At 68.6% G+C, this 17,854-nt stretch carries 18 protein-coding genes and 1 pseudogene; 7 read left to right on the top strand and 12 right to left on the bottom strand.

What is annotated here, in order from left to right:
- Positions 1 to 82 precede the first annotated feature (82 nt).
- Both FMQ63_RS34535 and FMQ63_RS34530 read right to left on the bottom strand, forming a co-directional pair.
- Positions 83 to 922 (bottom strand): 5'-nucleotidase C-terminal domain-containing protein, encoded by an 840-nt coding sequence (locus FMQ63_RS34535; protein WP_011554365.1) that lies wholly within the window; start codon positions 920 to 922, stop codon positions 83 to 85.
- Positions 922 to 3,738, bottom strand: coding sequence for a TonB-dependent siderophore receptor (locus tag FMQ63_RS34530; protein WP_011554366.1), 2,817 nt, complete (start codon positions 3,736 to 3,738; stop codon positions 922 to 924). Before FMQ63_RS34530 ends, FMQ63_RS34535 begins: the two co-directional genes overlap by 1 nt.
- Positions 3,739 to 3,852: 114 nt before the next feature.
- On the opposite strand from FMQ63_RS34530, the gene FMQ63_RS34525 reads away from it, so the two are divergent.
- Positions 3,853 to 5,394, top strand: coding sequence for a ChaN family lipoprotein (locus FMQ63_RS34525; RefSeq protein WP_026113890.1), 1,542 nt, complete (start codon positions 3,853 to 3,855; stop codon positions 5,392 to 5,394).
- Positions 5,395 to 5,400: 6 nt separating this feature from the next.
- Here FMQ63_RS34525 and FMQ63_RS34520 read toward each other — a convergent pair whose 3' ends face one another.
- The 4 genes from FMQ63_RS34520 to FMQ63_RS34505 form a co-directional block, all read right to left on the bottom strand.
- Positions 5,401 to 6,321: a hypothetical protein gene (locus FMQ63_RS34520; protein ID WP_225909331.1), complete on the bottom strand. Its 921-nt coding sequence runs from the start codon at positions 6,319 to 6,321 to the stop codon at positions 5,401 to 5,403.
- Between the two features lie 148 nt (positions 6,322 to 6,469).
- A complete protein-coding gene (locus tag FMQ63_RS34515) occupies positions 6,470 to 6,871 on the bottom strand; it encodes a hypothetical protein (RefSeq protein ID WP_011554369.1) in 402 nt (133 codons plus the stop codon).
- 140 nt (positions 6,872 to 7,011) lie between these two features.
- The gene (locus FMQ63_RS34510; RefSeq protein WP_011554370.1) at positions 7,012 to 7,803 is read right to left on the bottom strand and encodes a class I SAM-dependent methyltransferase; all 792 of its coding nucleotides are present in this window, start codon (positions 7,801 to 7,803) and stop codon (positions 7,012 to 7,014) included.
- Positions 7,793 to 8,569: an SDR family NAD(P)-dependent oxidoreductase gene (locus FMQ63_RS34505; RefSeq protein ID WP_011554371.1), complete on the bottom strand. Its 777-nt coding sequence runs from the start codon at positions 8,567 to 8,569 to the stop codon at positions 7,793 to 7,795. Before FMQ63_RS34505 ends, FMQ63_RS34510 begins: the two co-directional genes overlap by 11 nt.
- A 244-nt stretch (positions 8,570 to 8,813) precedes the next feature.
- On the opposite strand from FMQ63_RS34505, the gene FMQ63_RS34500 reads away from it, so the two are divergent.
- Positions 8,814 to 9,983, top strand: coding sequence for a serine/threonine-protein kinase (locus FMQ63_RS34500; protein ID WP_011554372.1), 1,170 nt, complete (start codon positions 8,814 to 8,816; stop codon positions 9,981 to 9,983).
- Between the two features lie 15 nt (positions 9,984 to 9,998).
- On the opposite strand, the gene FMQ63_RS34495 is transcribed toward FMQ63_RS34500, so the two are convergent.
- Positions 9,999 to 10,337 carry a helix-turn-helix domain-containing protein gene (locus FMQ63_RS34495; RefSeq protein ID WP_011554373.1) on the bottom strand — a complete coding sequence of 113 codons (339 nt, stop codon included), beginning with the start codon at positions 10,335 to 10,337 and terminating at the stop codon, positions 9,999 to 10,001.
- 198 nt (positions 10,338 to 10,535) lie between these two features.
- Between FMQ63_RS34495 and FMQ63_RS34490 the strand changes: the two genes are divergently transcribed.
- The 5 genes and pseudogenes from FMQ63_RS34490 to FMQ63_RS34470 form a co-directional block, all read left to right on the top strand.
- Positions 10,536 to 12,377, top strand: a complete 1,842-nt coding sequence (locus tag FMQ63_RS34490; RefSeq protein ID WP_011554374.1) for a serine/threonine-protein kinase — start codon at positions 10,536 to 10,538, stop codon at positions 12,375 to 12,377.
- 47 nt (positions 12,378 to 12,424) lie between these two features.
- Positions 12,425 to 13,327, top strand: coding sequence for a DUF2381 family protein (locus FMQ63_RS34485; protein WP_225909332.1), 903 nt, complete (start codon positions 12,425 to 12,427; stop codon positions 13,325 to 13,327).
- Between the two features lie 172 nt (positions 13,328 to 13,499).
- Complete coding sequence (locus FMQ63_RS34480; protein ID WP_216608358.1) at positions 13,500 to 13,931, top strand: hypothetical protein; 432 nt, start codon at positions 13,500 to 13,502, stop codon at positions 13,929 to 13,931.
- A 3-nt stretch (positions 13,932 to 13,934) separates the two neighbouring features.
- Positions 13,935 to 14,315 (top strand): DUSAM domain-containing protein, encoded by a 381-nt coding sequence (locus FMQ63_RS34475; RefSeq protein ID WP_011554377.1) that lies wholly within the window; start codon positions 13,935 to 13,937, stop codon positions 14,313 to 14,315.
- Positions 14,316 to 14,423: 108 nt separating this feature from the next.
- Positions 14,424 to 14,576, top strand: a pseudogene (locus FMQ63_RS34470) (transposase); the annotation flags it as partial.
- A 50-nt stretch (positions 14,577 to 14,626) separates the two neighbouring features.
- On the opposite strand, the gene FMQ63_RS34465 reads toward FMQ63_RS34470, so the two are convergent.
- From FMQ63_RS34465 to FMQ63_RS34445, 5 genes are all read right to left on the bottom strand, one after another.
- Positions 14,627 to 15,217 carry a DUF1629 domain-containing protein gene (locus tag FMQ63_RS34465; protein ID WP_011554379.1) on the bottom strand — a complete coding sequence of 197 codons (591 nt, stop codon included), beginning with the start codon at positions 15,215 to 15,217 and terminating at the stop codon, positions 14,627 to 14,629.
- Between the two features lie 3 nt (positions 15,218 to 15,220).
- Positions 15,221 to 15,949 (bottom strand): AHH domain-containing protein, encoded by a 729-nt coding sequence (locus FMQ63_RS34460; protein ID WP_225909333.1) that lies wholly within the window; start codon positions 15,947 to 15,949, stop codon positions 15,221 to 15,223.
- A gap of 166 nt (positions 15,950 to 16,115) precedes the next feature.
- Positions 16,116 to 16,514: a DUSAM domain-containing protein gene (locus FMQ63_RS34455; RefSeq protein ID WP_011554381.1), complete on the bottom strand. Its 399-nt coding sequence runs from the start codon at positions 16,512 to 16,514 to the stop codon at positions 16,116 to 16,118.
- A 239-nt stretch (positions 16,515 to 16,753) separates the two neighbouring features.
- Positions 16,754 to 17,344 carry a hypothetical protein gene (locus tag FMQ63_RS34450; RefSeq protein ID WP_020478367.1) on the bottom strand — a complete coding sequence of 197 codons (591 nt, stop codon included), beginning with the start codon at positions 17,342 to 17,344 and terminating at the stop codon, positions 16,754 to 16,756.
- Between the two features lie 10 nt (positions 17,345 to 17,354).
- Positions 17,355 to 17,854: hypothetical protein (locus FMQ63_RS34445; RefSeq protein ID WP_228556543.1), on the bottom strand; the 500-nt coding region annotated here is incomplete at its 5' end.

The raw sequence follows: 17,854 nt of genomic DNA, 5'->3' as shown, positions 1-17,854 counted from the left end.
GCCGGTGACGGCCGTGGCGGTGGCGCCCTCCGAAGAGCCCAAGTAGTTCCGGAGGGCCGGCTTCACGCCCGGTCCCCCACCCTCACCTGCCCGCGGGCCTCGCGGGCAGGGCGCAGTTCTGGAAGACGACTCGCGACTCCTCGCGCAGCGCCTGCACGGGCGTTGGGTGCTTGGCCTTCATGTACGCCGAAGCGAGGTTGGCTTCCGTACCGCCCAGCTTCCGAGCCTGCACCGGGTTGCGGTCCGGGTTCTGTCCCGCGTTGCCCAGCGCCGTGCCATAGCCGTCTCCTCCCTCCAGGATGTACGCGTTCATGGCCACGCGGTAGCGGATGGACGCGTCTTCGCGCGCGGGCAGCGTCACGGGCACCCCACCCACCGTCAGTTCGCGCACGCGCGAGCCTTTCGGCTGGCCGCAGTCCACGCGCAGCGAGCTGCCCTCGGACACGTGAAGGAAGGCGCCAGAGGGCGACGCGATGCTCTGCCCTTCCAGGTACAGCGCGCCCACGGACAGCTCCAGCATGTCCACGAGCTCCTTCTCCGTAAGGTCCACCGTCACGACGAGGTTCTCGAAGAGGATGAGCTCGTGGAGCACGCCATCCGTGAGCGGGCCCTGGCGCAGCTCGGTCCGCGTGACGCACAGACCTTCCTGGCGCAGCGAGCCGCCGTTGACGACGCCCAGCACCGCAGGGCGGGTGGAGTCATCCTCCGCGTGCAGGAGGGCATCCGCGACGAGCTGGCCCAGCGCATTGTTGTCGTGCCGCGTGTAGACCTTGTCGAGGAGCACATCGTCGGCCAGGTAGCCCACGACGGCGTCGGGGTCCTCCACCAGGGGCTGGCACGAATCGTTGTAGGCGATGCAGCCGCCGTGGAAGGCGCCCAGCCCGAAGGTGAGCGCGGCGAACAGGGAGCGGGAGCGCGGCATCAGTAGTGGGCCCTCACGGTGAGGAATCCGGACATGCCCTCGCGCGGGAGCAGCCCGGGGACACGGTCCGGACGGGGCACGTCGTCGCGAAGGTCGTTGTCGAACAGGTTGTGCGCCACCAGGGCCACCTCGAAGTGCTCCAGGATGGGCTCGGTGCGGAGCTGTGCGGTGATGAGGCTGTAGGACGGAATCTTGTAGCGGCGGATGAGCTCCAGCACGGAGCGGCTGTTGTTGCGCCGCTCCGCGCCCGTGCGCACCACCACGTCGAAATTCACATAGGCGCCGATGGGCATCGTCACGCCGGCGTTGAAGCGCGCCTGCGGCGTGTCGGTGAGCAGGCGGGACTGGGCGGGCAGCTCCAGGTCCTCCGCGCGGGAGATGCTGGCGTTGAGCCACGCATACGCGCGCTTGGAGGCCTCCAGCCGGGCCTCGCCCTCCACGCCGTACACGCGCACGCCCAGCTCACGGTTGCGCAGCGGGACGATGTTGCCCGACGTGTCCACGGGGACGATGGGCGAACCGAAGAGGGCCACGTACGCGTTGGCACGCAGCCGCACGCGCGCGTCCCCCGCCGACTGGATGAGGTCCGCGCCCAGCTCGAAGGTGTCCACCGTGGCGGGCTGGAGGCGCGGGTTCCCCTCGAAGCGGCCCTGGTTGTACTCCGTGTCCGGAATGCGCTCGACCAACTCCTGCAGCGTGGGCGCGCGGAAGGCACGCCCGTAGAGGGCCTTGAGCACCAGCGCGTCGGTGGCCGCGAACACCAGCCCCACGCGCGGATTGAGGGTGGGCACGAAGCGGGTGCCGTTGATGGCGCCGGACGCGTCCACCGTGGGCAACTGGGTGGCGTCCATGCGCACGCCGAACGTGAGCGTGAGCGCGTTGACGACGGTCCACTGGTCCTGCGCGAACAGGCCCACATTGAGGCGGCGGGACGCGGCGCCGCTCGTCAGGTCCACCAGGCCCTCCGGCCGCGTCAGGCCGTCCGGACGCACCTGGGCGTCCAGGGTGTAGTTCGTCACGTAGTCGTATTCGCCCAGCGACTGCTGCTCCACCACCGCGCCCAGGGAGAGGCGGTTGTAGGCGCCCAGGGCCACGTCCGCGTCCACGGAGCCGGTGAGCGAGCGCACGGAGACGCGCGTCTGCTCCTGCATGCCCTCTTCGAACAGGCGGTTCGCGCCCGTGCCGGCGCTGAAGTCGTGAGGGGTGATCTGGAAGAAGCGGTCGGTGGACTGCTGGTCATACGCGGCCCGCGCGCGGAGCGTCACGTCGGGTCCAAAGGAGCGCTCCCAGGTCAGGTCCGCGAGGAAGACGTTCCAGCCCAGCTTGGAGTCCTCGCCCACCGTGTCGAAGAGGCCCACCAGGGCGCTGCGGCGCTCGGTGAGGAAGCGCGCGGAGGCCCCCAGGCGGCCCGCGTCGCCCATGGCGTAGGTGACGCCCGCGCCCGCGTTGAAGAGGAAGCGCTCGTCTCGGGTGCGCCCCGCGGGGTCCGTCACGTCGCGGAGCCCCTGCGAGCGCGACTCGTCGTCCAGGCCGTCGTTCTCGATGACGGTGGAGTCACCAGCCTGGCTCCACACGTCGATGTCCGCGAAGACGCGCAGATTCCCAGCGGTGTGCCCCGCGGAGATGTGTCCGTTCCCCGTGACGGCGAGCCGGTCGTCTTGTCCCGGGTAGCCGCCGACGGACACGGCGGTGCGAACGCCGTCCGACGTGTCCGTGACGATGTTGACCACGCCCAGGAAAGCACCGGCGCCATAGAGAGCGGAGCCAGGGCCGCGGATGACCTCCACCCGCTCCAGGTTCTCCACCGGCAGGTTCATCAGCGCCTTGCCGTCGAAGAAGCTGTTGAGGCGGTGGCCGTTGAGAAGGAAGAGCACCTCCGCGTCATTGCGCAGGCCACGAATGGCGGTGCGGTGGAAGCCCTGCACATCCCTGCTGACCGACAGGCCGGGCACCACGTCCAGGACGTCCGCCACGGTGCGCGCGCCCAGGGAACGCAACTGCTGCTGACTGAACGAGGCGCCAATGGCGGGCACCGTCCGCACCGCCGCCTCGTGGCGCGTGGCCAGGGCCAGCGTGTCCTCGGCGCTGTAGAGGGCCAGGTCCTCCTCCAGCTCGGACCGTGGGGCTGCCGGCTCACGCGGCGCGGGCGCGCTGCCTGCCGCCGCGGAGGCCCGGGACGGCCGTGCCGACGACGAAGCCTCCGTAGGCGCATCCGCGGGCAGGTCCGCCGTGAGCGCGGCCATGGAGTCGTCCTGCCGCGTCGCCGGGGGCGCATCCTTTCGCGGCGCGGATGCCTGCGCGCGGGAGCGCTCGGGCGGAGGCGTGCGCTCGGGAGGCGGCGCAGGCTCGGGCGGAGCGGCGCGCGGTGGCGTCCGGCTTGGCGGGGGCCGGCGCTCGGGCGGCGGCGTGGGCCGGACGATGGACGCACTGGCCGGCGTCTCGCCGCCCACGAGCACGCGTGCGGGGCGCGAGGCGGACTGGAAGAGCGGCACGCGCTGGCCATCCGCGGTGAGGCCCTCGACGTAGTACTCGATGCCGGGCGGGACGACGTGCTCCGCGGGAATCAAGGCCCGGTACAGGTCGCCGTACTCCCGCTCCATGGGGCGGCGGGCATAAGGCTCGCCCGGGCCTCGGTAGCGCACGTACAGCTCGAGGACGCGGCGGCCTTCCACCAGCGTGCCGTCGAGTTGCAGCGCGACGCGCGGCTCGGCGCGTTCCGGTGGGGAATGCAAGAGCCCCGGCTCCTCGGCACGGCCGGGCACCGCCATGACGAGGACCAGGCTGAGGAGGGTCGCGCGAGCGTGTGCGGTCTTCAAGGCTGAGAGCCATGGTCCATTGGCCTTCCGCCCCAGTCAAGGAACGCTCCCGACACACGGACGCGCCGTTTTTTTGCCGGGCCTGCGGCGGCGTGCGAGGGATTGCGGCACTCCATGCGCGCTTCGCTCGCCTTGCACCTCGCCCTGTTCCGACGCCAGCGCGCGCAGATTGCCCGAGTGGTTGACGGACAGACGGCATCCTTCCGAACCTACGAGGCCCGCTTCCGGCGGCGCACCTCGGGTTACCGGAGCGTCACGACGCTGCCCGCCGTGTACCAGCAGGTACAGGCGGCGGACGTCGTCTACGTCGGCGACTACCACACGCTCCCGCTCGCGCAGGAGACTTACCTCGCACTGGTGGAGCGGGCGCAGGCCTCGGGCCGCCGCGTCATCATGGCGCTGGAGTGCGTGGAGGGCCGTCACCAGGCCACCGTGGACGCCTGGCGCGCCGGCCGCATCACCGAGCGCTCCCTGCTGGCGAAGCTGGGACACGGCTCGGGGGTTTGGTCCAATACGCGCACCCTGCTCTCCTTCGCGCGCAAGCAGAAGCTGGAAGTGGTGGGCATCGACCGCCGGGCGCAGGGTGAGCGCTCGTTGGAGCTTCGCGACGCCTACGCCGCCGAACGCATCGCCCGCGCCGCCCGCGCGCCGGACCGGCCACTGGTCATGGTGCTGGTGGGCCAGTACCACGTGGCGCCCTGCCACCTGCCCGCGCAGGTGGAGCGCGCGCTCGGCACGGAGACGCGCAAGGGGCTGGTCGTGTACCAGAACGCGGAAGGCGTCTGGTGGCGGCTGGCGCGCGAAGGCCGCGTTGGCGCCGCGGAGGCCGTGGAGCTGGCCGACGGTACCCTCTGCCTGATGAACGCCTCCCCCGTGGTGTGCCAGCAGAGCTTCCTGGACTACCTGGAGGCGGAGGCCGGAGACGCCCCGCTGTTGGATCGCGGCGCCGCCGAGCGCTTCCGTGAAATGTCCGCGCTGATCGGCCGGCTCGCCGGCGTGCCCGTGGGCCGTTCCCTGGACACGGTGGACGTGGCCACCGCCGCGGACGGCGACGTCCTGGCGCGAATCCAGCGGCGCGGGCGCTTCACCCAGGCCGAGCTGACCCAGCTTCGCCGCCACATCCTCTCCCGCGAGAGCAGCTACATCCCCCGCGCGCGGGTGGCCTACCTGGCGTCACTGTCGCTGAACCACGCGGCGGAGGAAGCGGCGCACTTCGTCCGGCACTGCGCCGTGGGTGACGCCATGGACGCGCCGCGCGGCGCCTCGGAGGCCTTCTACGCGCGCTGCCTGGAAGAGGCGCTGGGCTTCTTCGGCTCGAAGCTGGTGAACCCCCGGCGCACCTGCCTGGGCGTGGCCGAGTGGGCCAAGCGCTTCGGCGAGAGCCGCGGCGTGGAGCGGCAGATCGCCGCCTTCGTGCTGGCCCACAAGGCCACGGAGGCGGAAGCGCCGGAAGAAGCCGTGAAGCTCCTCCCCCTGCGCAAGGACCGCCTGTTCCACGGCGTCAGCCACGCCCTGGGCTATCTGCTCGGAGACCGGCTGTACCAGGCCTTCGACAGTGGCCAGGTGGCCAAGGCGGAGGTGCAGGCCCTGTTCCGCGACCCCTTCGTGGACCCGCGCGCGGCCTACTTCGCCTGGGCCGAACGCCTGGGCATCTGAGCCCGGCTACAAGTCAACCTGTCCCGAGGGAGGCGGAGGCGCGGCTTCCTCCTCCATGTCGAGCGGGCCGAACGTCCCATCCGGCCTCAACGTCCGCTGCCGCTCCGGCACTTCGCTCAGCACCCGGATGGCTCCGTCCGGGGTCAAGAAGTAGGCGATGCGGGACGCGGCGTGGATGACCGTGAGCGCGCCCAGCTCCGGGTAGAGCATCAGCGTCGCCAGCTCCGTCTCCAACGGCCCCCCGAAGAGGACGTGGGAGTGGGCCGAGCCCTGGTACAGCTCGCCCTCCGGCCCCGGCTCCAGACTGATGGCGAAGACGCTCTGGTGCAGCCGCACCGCCTCTCGCTGCGTGCGCCCGTCGGGGCTGTAGCGGAAGCGGATGTCCCCGCCGAGATAGAAGCGCATGGGGTCGCGAGTCCCCTGGAGGACATAGACGGTGAGGTCCCCATCCTCCTCCACGAAGACCACCGGATTGATGGACCCCCGCTCGAAGGCCTCCACCGTGGCCAGCATCGACGTCTTCACCGCTCGGGCGACGGGGCTGAAGTCTCCGGGCAGTTCGTTGAGTGGCAACGAAGCCATCTGCTCCGCATCGTCACGCGGAGCCTTGAAGGCATAGGCCGGGGTGAAGGTCCCCGCGTCGTCCAAGGTGCCGAAGAGGGAGTACCACCCATCTTCGCGAGGCAGCGTGAAGAACCACTCCATGCGCGAGCGGTCCAGCGCGTCCTGGATGAGGAGCCGGTCCGTGGCGAAGATGGCGGCGCGCTCCGCATCAAAGAGGTACTTCGCCCGCGTCTGCACCCGGCGCAGCTCCGCGTCATCCGGAACGGCGACCGTGGACTCCGGGCCCTCGGGCTTCACGCGGCCCGAGCGCGCGCCGCAACCGAAGAAGAGAACGGCGACGGCCAACAAGGGGAACACGCGCATGAGGACCTCGTCCGAGAAGGCAGGGCCACCCATTCTGCGCCAGGCGCCCACGAGGCGTCACGCCGCGTGCGCCAGCACGGTGCCCGCCACCGCCGGAGGGCTTGCGGCACTTTTCCGCCGCCCCCCTCCCCTCGCGTGCGGCACGGGACTACGTCTTCTGCGGCGCGTTCGCCTGCATGGCCGACTTCATCTTCTCGCGGAAGGCGCGCATCTTCGACCGCATCTCGTCCTTCTGCGCATCGGAGAGCTTGCCGCCCGAGGCTTCACGCTGGGCCTTCATCTCCTCACGCAGTTGGCGGCCCTCGGCCTTGAACTGATCGGCCTGGGCCTGGGAGAGCCTGCCTTCGGCCACGGCCTTGTCCATCCGGTGCTCCAGGCGGGCCATCTTGTTTCCGTGCTTCTTGCCCTTGTGCCGGTGGTGGCCGCCGCACCCCTTGCCGTCCGCGGCAGGCGGATGGGTGGACTCGGGCGCTGCCGTCTGGGCCAGCACGGGCGCGGCGATGAACAGTGAGGCGACAGCAACGGAACGCAGGGCGGTCATGAGCTTCATCGTGGTTTGCTCCTCAGGGTGACTGAGGCTTCGGGAGCCGGCCTTCCCGTCGCCTCTTGCCCTGAAAAACCCCGCGCGGCGCGAAAGGTTAAATCCGCCCGAGCGGACGCCTCTTCGCGCCTGCTTCCCTGCCCCACGCCCTACCGCACCGGGAGCTTCATCGCGCGGGTGGCGATGAAGCCGTTGTAGTACTGCGACAGGGCATCTTCCGGACCGAACGAGTCCTCGAAGAGGCCGACGATGGCGAGCCCCGCATCCGCCTGACCACCAAGCTGGTCCTCCAGGGAGTGCCCGACACAGAGCGGCTCACCCACGTCCGTGAAGCGGCGGCGCTCCTCGTCGGACAGGCTGGTGAAGTCCGAGTAGGGCATCCGGTACTTCAGCGTGAAGATGCCCTGCTTCTCCAAGGCCAGGTCGAACAGGTAGTTCACGGGATTGGTGAAGCCGGTCAGCAGCACGCCGCCAGGACGCAGCACCCGCGCCGCCTCACGCCACACGGGGCGCACCGCGTCCACGAAGGAGTTGGAGCACGGGTGGAAGATGAGGTCGAAGCTCGCGTCCTCGAAGGCGGAGAGGTCGCGCATGTCGCCCTCCACCAGCCGCAGCTCCAAGCCCTCGCGCTCCGCCACCATGCGGTCCTGACCGAGCTGCGCGGGCGAGTTGTCCAGCACCGACACCCGGGCCCCCGCCGCCGCCAGCACCGGGGCCTGCTGTCCACCCGAGCCCGCGAGGCACAGGATGTCCTTGCCCCTCACGTCGCCGAACCACTCGCGCGGCACCGGCTTCGTGGGGGTGAGGACGATGCTCCACTCGCCCTTGCGTGCCGCGGCGATGACTTCTGGGCTGACGGGAAGCGTCCACCTGTTGCCCGTGGCCACCTGACGGTCCCACGCCTCGCGGTTGTACGTCCGCACATCCAATTCAGTCGTCATGCAGCACCCTTCCTTCCATGCCTCCGGCGACAGTGACGACTTCACCCGTCACATGTCCGGAGATTCGGTCCGACGCGAGCGACACCACCGCCCGCGCCACATCCACCGGCTGCGCCACCTTGCGCAGCGGCATCGTCCGCGTGACGCGTTCAACGAAGCCCGGCTGGGCCAGCTTGTCGCGGCTGCGGTCCACCGCCGTCCATCCCGGGCACACGACGTTGACGCGGCCCAGGGGCGCGATGCGGCCCAATTCGTTCTTGAGGCTCTTGAGGAAGCCACTCGCCAGCGCGCCCTTGGCGGCGGCGTAGTCAGCGTGTCCTGCTTCACCGAACAGCCCCGCCGTGGAGCTGATGATGACGATGTTGCCCGTCTTCGTGGTGGCCACGTGCCGCAGGAAGGCACGGCAGCACAGGAAGACGCTGTCCAGGTTCTCCGCCAGCGTGCGGCGCCAGCGCGCCAGGGACATCTCCCAGACGGGTTCATCCGGGGCGGGCCAGACACCCGCGTTGCAGACCAGCACGTCCAGCCGCCCCAGCGCGGCCACCGCCGCGGGAACCAGCGCGTCCACGTCGGCCTCCACCGTCAGGTCCGCGCGCAGCGCTGCACCGCCGACGTCGCGTGCCAGCGCCTGGGCCTTCTCGGTACTGGAGTGGTGGTGCACTGCCACCTTCGCGCCTTCTTCCGCGAAGGTATGGACCAGGGCGGTGCCGATTCCTCCGGCGCCGCCCGTGACCAGGACGCCTCTGCCCTGCAGCTCCGTGTCCATCCGGGTGTTCTCCTCGGGTCGTGCTTTCACGGGACCGCTTCGCGGCGGAGTCCCGGGCACACCGGTGGCGTCCGGCGGCTCATGACGAGACGAGGCCCCAGCGCCTGACAAGAGCCCGTCCATGGACATGAAGGCCAGCGGAAAAATCCGCCCTGGCACCCCGCACCGGGGCCGGCTTCCTCCCCGCGCCCAATTTATGTTTACCTAAGCATAACCTTTTCCGGTCTACATCAAGGAGTCGCCATTGGCCTCGCACCGCCTCACGACCACGCCCCAGGATGAACCTTCCATCTTCACGTTCGAACGGCGGCACGTTCTCTTCTCGGTGGAGCACACGCGGTTCGAGTTCGTCCGCATGCTGGAGCGCCGGGCCAACGGCGAGGAGTTGCTCCTGGCCGACCGCTACCAGCGGCACGGGCTCGCCGGCCCCGTCGTCATCAAGCGCGTGCGCAGCCCCGCGAGCTCCGCGCGCCGACACCGGCTGGTGGAGGAAGTGCAACTGGCCTACCGCCTCCACCACCCCACCATCGCCCAGGTGCACTACTTCAAGATTCACCGGGGCAAGCCGTACATCATCATGGAGCACGTGGACGGGCCGTCGCTGGAGACCGTGCTGGACCTCATGGCCATGCGGGGGCAGCCCGTGTCCCTGGCCTTCGCGCTCCACGTCGCCGCGGAGCTGGCGGACGCCCTGCACCATGCCCACTCGCTCAAGGACGCGCAGGGCCGGTCCCTGGGACTGATTCATCGCGACGTCAGTCCCCGCAACGTGCGCGTGGCTCGCACGGGCGAGGTGAAGCTGACGCACTTTGGCGTGGCCTATTCGCACCTAGTCGGCCGGGAGGAGACGGCGGAGGCGCTGCTCAAGGGCGACGTGGCCTATGCGTCTCCGGAGTACCTCGCGGGCAAGACACTGACCGCCGCCTCGGACCTCTTCTCGCTGGGGCTGGTGCTACTGGAGCTGGCCACGGGGCGGCACCTGTTCGCGGCCGCGGCGGAGGCGCTGGAGCCACCGCGTGCGAAGTCGCATGAGCTGCGCCTGGAGGAGCCCCCTTCCCTGCCGCTCACACAGATGCTGATGCTGCTCGAGGACCATGGTCCCCAGGACGTGGAGCGAGCCGCCGCGAGCCTGCCGCCCAAGGTGCGCGCCGTCCTTCAAGGGATGCTGCACAAGGATGCGACGAAGCGCTTCGGCTCGGCGGAGGCGCTGTGCGAAGCACTTCGGGAATGCATCGTCCAGGAAGTCCGTCGCACCGGCCGCCCCTTCGGCAGGGCCGACATGGCCGCGGAGCTGACGCGGCTCATCAGCGACGCCAGCGCGGTACGCGACGAGGTCGAACTGCTCGACGAGAGCCTCTTCCCATCGGGCCTCGAGGCCCATGAACTGTCGGGGCGGGGCCCCAAGGACGCCTGAAGCCGGGCCCTGGTGCTAGCGGGACAGGGCGCTCGCCATCACGACGAGCGCCTTGAGCTTCTCTTCGTCCAGCGCCTCCGAAAGCGTCATCAGCCGGCGTTGCAGTGAGGACTGCTTCTTCGCGCCCGCGCGGCCCTCCCGGGCGAGGCCCAGCAGTTCATCCGTGGAGGTCCGAAGCACCATGGCCACCTTCCGGAGCGTGGCCACACGCGGCAACATCTTCCCCCGCTCCATCCGGCTGTAGACCATGGGGTGCATGTCCAACAGCGCCGCCACTTCCACCTGCGTCAACCCCAGCCGCGCTCGCGCCTCGCGCACGGCCTTTCCAAAAGTCGCTCCCAGTTCTTCGTCCATGGCTCGTCCGGAAGCCTAACCCAAACCCCGGGGCCTCAGAGTGGATGCCGCGGCGCTAAACCCTTCAGGACCATGTCAGGCCAAGCACTTTCATCTTCCCTGGCAGTAGCGGGAACGGCATCCTCCCGGTGGGGTCCTGCTGGCGTCTGGTGACACTTCAGGTGGGGCCCGCCGGGTGGGAAGCCCCTGGGAGACGGCATGGCGGAAGCGCAGAGGCGAGAAGATTCGCCGGGGACACGCATCGCGGGCTTCACCCTGGGCAAGCGGCTGGGCAGCGGCGCGTGCGGCGACGTGTATCTCGCGATGCGCGACGGCGAGGAGGTCGCGCTCAAGCTCCAGTACCTCCACCGGATGGCGGGGTGGCCGGAGCGCGAGTGCGCCATCCTCCTGCGCCTGCGCCACCCCAACGTGGTGGCCTTTCGCGCCTGCGGCAAGTTCCCAGGCGTGGCGCCCCGGTTGTTCTACCTGGCGATGGAGTGCGTGCGAGGACGGACCCTGCACCAGTGGGTGGAAGAGGAGAACCCCAGCGCTCGACAGGTGGCACGGCTGCTGCGCGGCATGGCCCTGGGATTGGAGGCCACGCACGCGGCGGGCGTCGTGCACCGCGACCTCAAGGAGTCCAACGTCATGGTGCGGGAGCCGGACGGTGAGCCCGTCCTGGTGGACTTCGGCGTGGGCGACTTCGCCGGAGCCCCCCGACTCACCCAGGGCGTCCTGCCGCCGGGCACCATGCGCTATCGCAGCCCGGAGGCGCTGGCGTTTCGCAGGGCCAGCAGCGCGGCCACGGCCCCTCGATACCGGTGCGGGCCAGCGGATGACGTCTACGCGCTCGGCGTCATCTTCTATTGGATGCTGACGGGCCGCCCTCCCTTCCTGGAGGTGGTAACCCCCACGGAAATCGAGGCCGTCATTTCCGAGGCGCCTCACGCTCCCCACACGGTGAATCCGCGCGTGCCACCGGCGCTGAGCGAACTGTGTCTGCGGCTGTTGGCCAAGGCCCCCGAAGCCCGAGGGAGCGCGGAGGTACTGAGCGCGGACGTCGAGCGGGCACTCGCAGCCGCCGACGCGGCGTGGGACGCGCCTTTGTGCGAGTGGCGGCAGGACGCGGAAACACCCGGCACCGACTCCCGGTCCGAGGACGACAATGACGCCGCGCTGGCGATGTGGGTCGAGGCAGGTGACGCCCGCTGGGCCTCGCCCAGGCGTGGGCCCCTGCCCCACAAGCCACCGCTGGAAATACGTGCCCCCGAAGCCTCGGCGCCACGAACGCCTGCGCGCGAACGTGCGGCTCGCTGGGCCGTGGTGCTCGCCGGGCTGGCGTGTGCGGTGGGTGCGTGGCTCTGGGTGGCGACACCCACGCTGGGTGGCGGGGGCAATCCCATCCGGGAAGTGGCTTTGCCCGGTGGCCCGCCGGAAAGTGAGCAGGCCGCGCCCCTGCCCAGTCCCGGGCCCACCCTCGCGGCCGTCACCGCCGAGGTGGCGCACCCGAAGAAGGAAGAGCTCCCCGTGAAGCAGATGCCCGACAGCGTGACGACTCCCCAGCAGCCCGCCTCCAGCGCGCGGGCCCTCAAGGCAGCGGCCCGGACGATGGTGGCCGTCGCCGCCTGCTCGGGCCTGGGCTGCCCCAGCGGCCCGCAGGTGCGTCCGGCGCCTCCCGGCGAACCTTGTCCCCCCGGAGCGGTGGATGCCATGAAGCGGGCCGGTATTCGCATCGGTGACGCCACCAGCCTCGCCTTCGTCGACGACAAGCGTTTTGGAGAGCCCGTTCCCGTTCGCGAAGGCCGCGTCCAGGTCGAACTCGGTACAAACTTCGGCCCCCTGACCTCGGGAAAAGCCGTGGGCGAACTCATCTTCGCCGACCGCGTCTATGGCCGCTTCACCCAGGCCTACACCCGTGGAGGTGACTTCATCCCCGTGTGCCTGGAGATGGTCGAACAGTACGGAGTACGCGGCATCCGGCGGAAGGGCGACGACCCAGGCCCAGGCATCGCCACGGTTAGCAACACCGCCGTGCTCTACGCCGTGAATCGCTTCGAATAGTGACCTCCGCCACCGGCTTGTTCCGCCCGCCAGGGAAGTGATTGTCCGTGCCCACGCCACTGCCCATCCCTCTTGCTCTCGCTCTCCTGCTGGCGGCGGAGCCCACGCGCGCCCAGCCCGCCACCTGCCGGGAGCCGACGGAACGCCCCGTTGAGCTGGGCGCGGAGCGGTGCGGTCGGCCACCCGAAATCCGGGTCGGAGAAGGTGTCGCCACGGTGCTCCGCTTCGACACCCCCCTGATGCGCGCGGAGGTGTCCGGACCGGGACGGTTCCGTCAGGTGGTGGACCGGGAACTCCTCATCCTGGTGCCCGAGGAGCCAGTAGCCGACGAGTCCCGCGCAACGCTGACCGTCTACTTCGCGGATGGAGCGGTCCCCATCCAGGCCACGCTTCAACTCGTCATCGAGACGCCCGCACGGGCAGAACGGCAGGTGGAGCTCTTCCGTCGAGCGCGCACGGCAGCCTCCTTCCAGCGGGAGCTGCTGGAGACACGGCGGGTACTGCAGGAAGTGCGCGAGGAGAATGCACGGCTGCGAGCAGCACAGGCACGCCCCGGTGGCTTGATGGGGCTCTGGGTGAGTGGAGACATGGGGCGCACCGGCGTCGCCGCAAGAGAGTTCCTGGACGTCCGGGAGCACGCGAGGAACAGCCTGGTGCTCCGTTCCGGCCTGACCTTCCGGGCCAGGAGCATTCTGGTGGTGGTGGGCCTGAAGAACCCGCTGGGCGCGAAGCCCTGGCAGGCCACGGGCGCAGCACTGGTGGGGCCGGATGGCGCGGAGTTGAAAGTCGCGCGAGTGTGGGCACCCGCCAGCCTCAACCCCGGCGACGAAATGGACGTCCTGGTGGAGACCGAACCCGTGGAAGGCGCGCCCCGAGGCCCCTTCACCCTGACGCTGTGGGCGGAGGACGGCAAGCGCCCCATCATCCTCGGCAACATCGAATTCCCGTGAGGGGACGGGGCGGCCAGGCGCCTCACTCCAGTGCCGACTTCGGACACCCTTTCCATCACATCTCGGGTGTCCACAAAACGGTTCAGGCCCAACCGAGGGGTCTGGCCACCCCACGAACTACCCATCCAGGGTGATAGACGCATGACGCCGGACCGTGATTAGTCCGCTATTCATGCAAAATCAGAACAATCCACTTAACCTATCATGCGTCTTGGTCGCCCTGGCGTTAGGTTGCTCCAGCAGTGCCACCGGCACCGCCAGCCGCCGCGACGCTTATGCGCTGGCAACCTGCACCGACACCGTGACGTGCTGCATCCAGCGCAACCCCGGCATGCCCGAAGCGTGCGGCCTCACCGCGAGCGAAGCCGCGTCGCACATGGCAGGCGTCAAGATGGTCATAGAGGCGGCGGAAGAAGCGCCCGCCGAATGGGACGACACGCACAACGCGAACCTGCCGGAGTGGAAGCGGCGTTGCATCCGCGCCTATGGCGACTGCCAAGAATTTGACTGGACTGGCTCGTGCCACGACTGCCTTCGTTCCTGCGAGGGCCAGCAGGCATGGCCAGAGGACAAGTGTTCTCCGCGCAGGAAGAAGAAGAGGTGACACATGTCCGAGAAGATTGATTGGGACCCCATCCGCGCATTGGCACGCAGAGTCATCCGCGAAGGTGCGCCGCTCGTCCTCGACGATGATGTGCGCGCGCTCCTCCGGCGCACAGCGCGAGAAGTAGGTATCAGCGATGCGAACGCGGAGCAGGCACTTTCTACGGAGGTGGGGGCGCTAGAACTCCTCCGCGAGAGTTCGCGGCGCATCACCGACGGGTCCAACAGGCTGATGGACGCGCTGCACAGGATGTATCGCCACCAGAAGGCTGGCGACTTCGACAGCGCCCGCCAGGAAATGCGGGATGTGCTCTCCGTCGAAGTGGTGCCGCACTACCGAGAGGTAGCGGAAGGCCAGCTCGAAGACCTCGAAGATGAGCCCTGAAAGACAACAGGGCGCCGGCTCCACAGGCGGCAAGCGCCCCATCATCCTCGGCAACATCGAGTTCCCGTGAGCGGACGGAGCGGCCAGGTGTTGCCGCGCACGTTTGTTGATGGCCTGGAGCGCCTCCACGGTGAGGTGAAGCGCCGCATCCGTTCCGTGGGCGCCTTCCTCAACCGCGCCTGCGCACTGCGCCTCATCACCACCGTCGTGCTGGAGGTCTCCAGCATCTGGGCAGACCGCCGCTACCTCGACATGTCACTGCAGCCCACCGCCCTGGTGGTCGAGATGCAACCGAGCGCCGTAATCAGCCCTCAAGTCTTCGCGCACCTGAATCCGGAAGAATCCCCCCACTCTGCCAAGGGGATGAAGCGCAGTCCTTCGGGGGGAGGAGACAGGGACAACACCTTCTCCACCACGGTGCGATGGAATAGGTGGACCACGGACTCCGCGAGGCGGAAGGCCAAGCGCTCTTCGAGGGGAACCTCTCCAAGCACCGCCTCGTCGAGCACCAGCTTGTCAAGGCTCAGGAGGAAGTGGCCGTCCGCGTCTTCCTCGAAGACTGAATTACCCCGGTCCATGCATGCAAGCCGCCGCCACATGTGGACAAGCCAGTATCGCAATACGGATTCCCCTACCTGAACGTCCGCAGGAACCAGTTGAACACCATGAAGACGCTCCCGCTCGAGCGCGTCCTTGACTCGGCCGGAGACCACGGGCGAGGGCAGACTGTGGTAGTCGACCATGACGGGCTTTGGTGGCACCGGCTCGCTCAGCTTCAACTTCACAGGCTCAACGACCTGCACGGGCTTCCCTTTCCGAAATGCGGAGGCCGACTGGTCCCACGCCAGCAGAGGGTGCTGCTGAGAGCGGGCGCGAATGAGGACAAAGTAGTCGTCTTGCATGGCCTACTCCCCCACCTGAAGCGCACGCCGCTGTAGCGGTGCCCTGGTGTCGCTGTGACTGCGCCCGACGGGGCATGCACGGCGCGGCTTGTCCTGGATGCTCGTGGCGCCGGCACAACCTCTCCCCCCAGGCAGGTAGTCCAGCCCATCGGTGGTGAGCGTCCACTTCCCGCTGGCCAGCTTGGTGAGAATCTGGCGACTGATGCGGTCCAAGGACTGCGTCAGCGCCGCAGGCTTTTGGCAGTAGTCGCCCCGCTCCACGGCATCAGCGACAGCTTCCAGCGCTCCCTTCACCGCATCTGGGTACGCCATGTCCATGTCGAAAGCCCACCCTCCTGAATGAGGACCGATGTGGACAGGGACGTGGAGTTCGCATGCCACGGCCAGAACCATGGGCAGCATGACGCCATTCTCCCGCCGGTTGATGTCGTAGCCGAACTCCCGGCAGAACCGGGCCCAGTTCTCGTCATCCGCCATGGCCTCCGAGCAGATGAGGTGGTGGGCGGCGATGGACCAGCGCCCCGTGTACCAGGGGTGCTCGCTGGACTCCCGGCCCGCGAGGATGTTCTCCCGCAACTCCGTGGAGTTCCCCACGTGCCAGCCCCACGCGGCGGCGAACTTGTGCCACGCCTTCCCGCAGTACTCACACGGTGGGCGCGGAGGCGGCTTCGGCCCCTCGCCCGGCTTCGTTTTCAGAAATCGGACTCGGGCACCCCGGATGATGACGGGCATGCCTGGAAGCACACACCCGCCACGCCGATCAATGAATGGCACGCGGGCGCAGGCGAACGCGCACTTTCCTACAGGAGTCCTGAGCCACACCAAGCGCCTACCAACGAGCGGGCTGCCCTACACATAATTCGGGACTGGACCCATCCCTGCGGAGGCGTGGCGTCAGTCACGCCTCGGTGTCGGTCGATGGCTCGTCATCAAGGGACTCCACATATGCGTACAGGCTGTCCCGATAGATCGGCACCACTTCGACAGCCAATGCGTCATGGAGTAGCTGGCGAGCACCATCAACGTCCCCCGCATCCCTGCGGCGCACGGCTTCGCTCAGGGTGCGAGACAGGCGCAGTGACCCTTTGCGAATGCGGTCGGATATCGCCTCGAGGAGCTTCAGTGCGTCGACGTCCGTGGCCAGGGCACGCCCAACATCGGCATCACGGATTGCGACCTCCCTGGCAGAGCGAAGCAATAGCGCGCGCACCTCATCGGACAATACGAGCGGCTGTCCTTCGCGCAGCACACGCCGAGCCAGCGCCCGGATGGGGTTCCAGTCGAGCGTTTTGGACATGGCTATCCCCTCTTCTTCCTACGCGGTCTGCACTGGTCGTCGGGCCACTCGTGTTGACCTGCGCAGTAGCGAAAGCAGGCATAGCAGTCGCCCTCCCACACAGGGTTCTTCTCATCCCTCCACAGGACGTAGTTGGCCCGGCACTGTTCTTTCCACACCTCATCCGCGGAGTCGTCCGCACTCGCCCATCAGCCTCGGCTCCATCGAGTTCCCGTGAGCGGACGGGGCGGCCAGGCGCCTCATTCCGGATACGAGTTCTTCGATGCTTCCCTGCGAGCAGGCTCCGCGGCCTGGTGCTTCTGCCTCTCGCGATCAGCCGCGACCTTCGCCTCGATGGCTTGAGCAAGCCTTGAGGGAATCTCCTCGACGAGGTAGGGCGTGAGCTGCTCGAGTGTCCGCTTGAGCTCTGGAAATGGCACCTGATTCTTGTCGACCAGGATCTTCCAGAGTTCGGAGACGGAGCTCCGCTCCAGATCGAAGGCGACGCCCTCTACCTGTCGCGAGGTGGGAACCTCGATGCGGACTCCCGCGAAACGGTCATTCTCACACGCGCTGACCCATACGGACGTGTGAGAGCCCGACTTCATCCGCCGTCCCCGCTCCCCGTACTCGATGCCACATGCCCGCAAGGGACGCAGTTGCGCCTGAATAACGGCCAACTCCTGAAGGCCACCGACGTCGGTCTTCCCGAGGCTCCCAACGTCGCTCGGCTGCCGGCCCAGCAGAAGGGTCGCTGCGCCGATGCCGCCGACCACTACCGCGACCGCGGCGATGATGAGGATCGTGTTCTTGCCGGACTTCTGCGCCGGCTGCGTGGGCACTGTGCTCATGGCAAATGGCTCACTCGGGATACGAGGTCTTCGCCGCTTCCTTGCGAGCACGCTCGGCAGCCTTGCTCTCCTGCCACGCGCGCTCACTGTCCACACGGCGCTGAATCTCCGTGGCAAGCGCCTCGGGATACTTCTCCACGATGAGGGGTGCGAGCCGTTCGAGCGACTGCTTGAGGTCGGGGAACGCGGTCTGATCCTTGTCGACCAGGATCTTCCAGGGCGCGGAGACGGAGCTTCGCGTCATGTCAAAGGCGACTTGAGACGACTGAAGCTCCTCCGGAACGCTGATGGAAACATAGGAAACCGACGCCCCACTGCACGGCGTAACGGAGGCGGACTTCCGGGAGCCCGTCGAGCGGTGCGGTAGCGCGCCTGCCCGCACTCCGTACTCGATGTGGCATGCATCCAGGGGCAGCAACTGCGCCTGGACCGCGGCGAGTTCCTGAAGGCCGCTGACGTCGGTCTTCAAGCCGCCCCGGCCAAACCCGCCCCCCACGGCCAGCATGGCCC

Origin of the sequence: Myxococcus sp. CA005 (genome assembly GCF_006518205.1) — a bacterium.
In the GTDB taxonomy this organism is placed as follows: Bacteria; Myxococcota; Myxococcia; order Myxococcales; family Myxococcaceae; genus Myxococcus; species Myxococcus xanthus.
The sequence above is the reverse complement of the archived record's forward strand: the minus strand, read 5'-3'. Positions and strand labels throughout refer to the sequence as shown.

Excerpts from the sequence above, each read along its gene's own strand:
- FMQ63_RS34460 (WP_225909333.1), bottom strand. The coding sequence starts at position 15,949 with ATGCCCGTCATCATCCGGGGTGCCCGAGTCCGATTTCTGAAAACGAAG.
- FMQ63_RS34515 (WP_011554369.1), bottom strand. The coding sequence starts at position 6,871 with ATGAAGCTCATGACCGCCCTGCGTTCCGTTGCTGTCGCCTCACTGTTC.
- FMQ63_RS34510 (WP_011554370.1), bottom strand. The coding sequence starts at position 7,803 with ATGACGACTGAATTGGATGTGCGGACGTACAACCGCGAGGCGTGGGAC.
- FMQ63_RS34455 (WP_011554381.1), bottom strand. The coding sequence starts at position 16,514 with ATGTCCAAAACGCTCGACTGGAACCCCATCCGGGCGCTGGCTCGGCGT.
- FMQ63_RS34450 (WP_020478367.1), bottom strand. The coding sequence starts at position 17,344 with ATGAGCACAGTGCCCACGCAGCCGGCGCAGAAGTCCGGCAAGAACACG.
- FMQ63_RS34495 (WP_011554373.1), bottom strand. The coding sequence starts at position 10,337 with ATGGACGAAGAACTGGGAGCGACTTTTGGAAAGGCCGTGCGCGAGGCG.
- FMQ63_RS34465 (WP_011554379.1), bottom strand. The coding sequence starts at position 15,217 with ATGCAAGACGACTACTTTGTCCTCATTCGCGCCCGCTCTCAGCAGCAC.
- FMQ63_RS34505 (WP_011554371.1), bottom strand. The coding sequence starts at position 8,569 with ATGGACACGGAGCTGCAGGGCAGAGGCGTCCTGGTCACGGGCGGCGCC.
- FMQ63_RS34475 (WP_011554377.1), top strand. The coding sequence starts at position 13,935 with ATGTCCGAGAAGATTGATTGGGACCCCATCCGCGCATTGGCACGCAGA.
- FMQ63_RS34480 (WP_216608358.1), top strand. The coding sequence starts at position 13,500 with ATGCAAAATCAGAACAATCCACTTAACCTATCATGCGTCTTGGTCGCC.
- FMQ63_RS34525 (WP_026113890.1), top strand. The coding sequence starts at position 3,853 with ATGCGCGCTTCGCTCGCCTTGCACCTCGCCCTGTTCCGACGCCAGCGC.
- FMQ63_RS34535 (WP_011554365.1), bottom strand. The coding sequence starts at position 922 with ATGCCGCGCTCCCGCTCCCTGTTCGCCGCGCTCACCTTCGGGCTGGGC.
- FMQ63_RS34490 (WP_011554374.1), top strand. The coding sequence starts at position 10,536 with ATGGCGGAAGCGCAGAGGCGAGAAGATTCGCCGGGGACACGCATCGCG.
- FMQ63_RS34520 (WP_225909331.1), bottom strand. The coding sequence starts at position 6,321 with ATGCGCGTGTTCCCCTTGTTGGCCGTCGCCGTTCTCTTCTTCGGTTGC.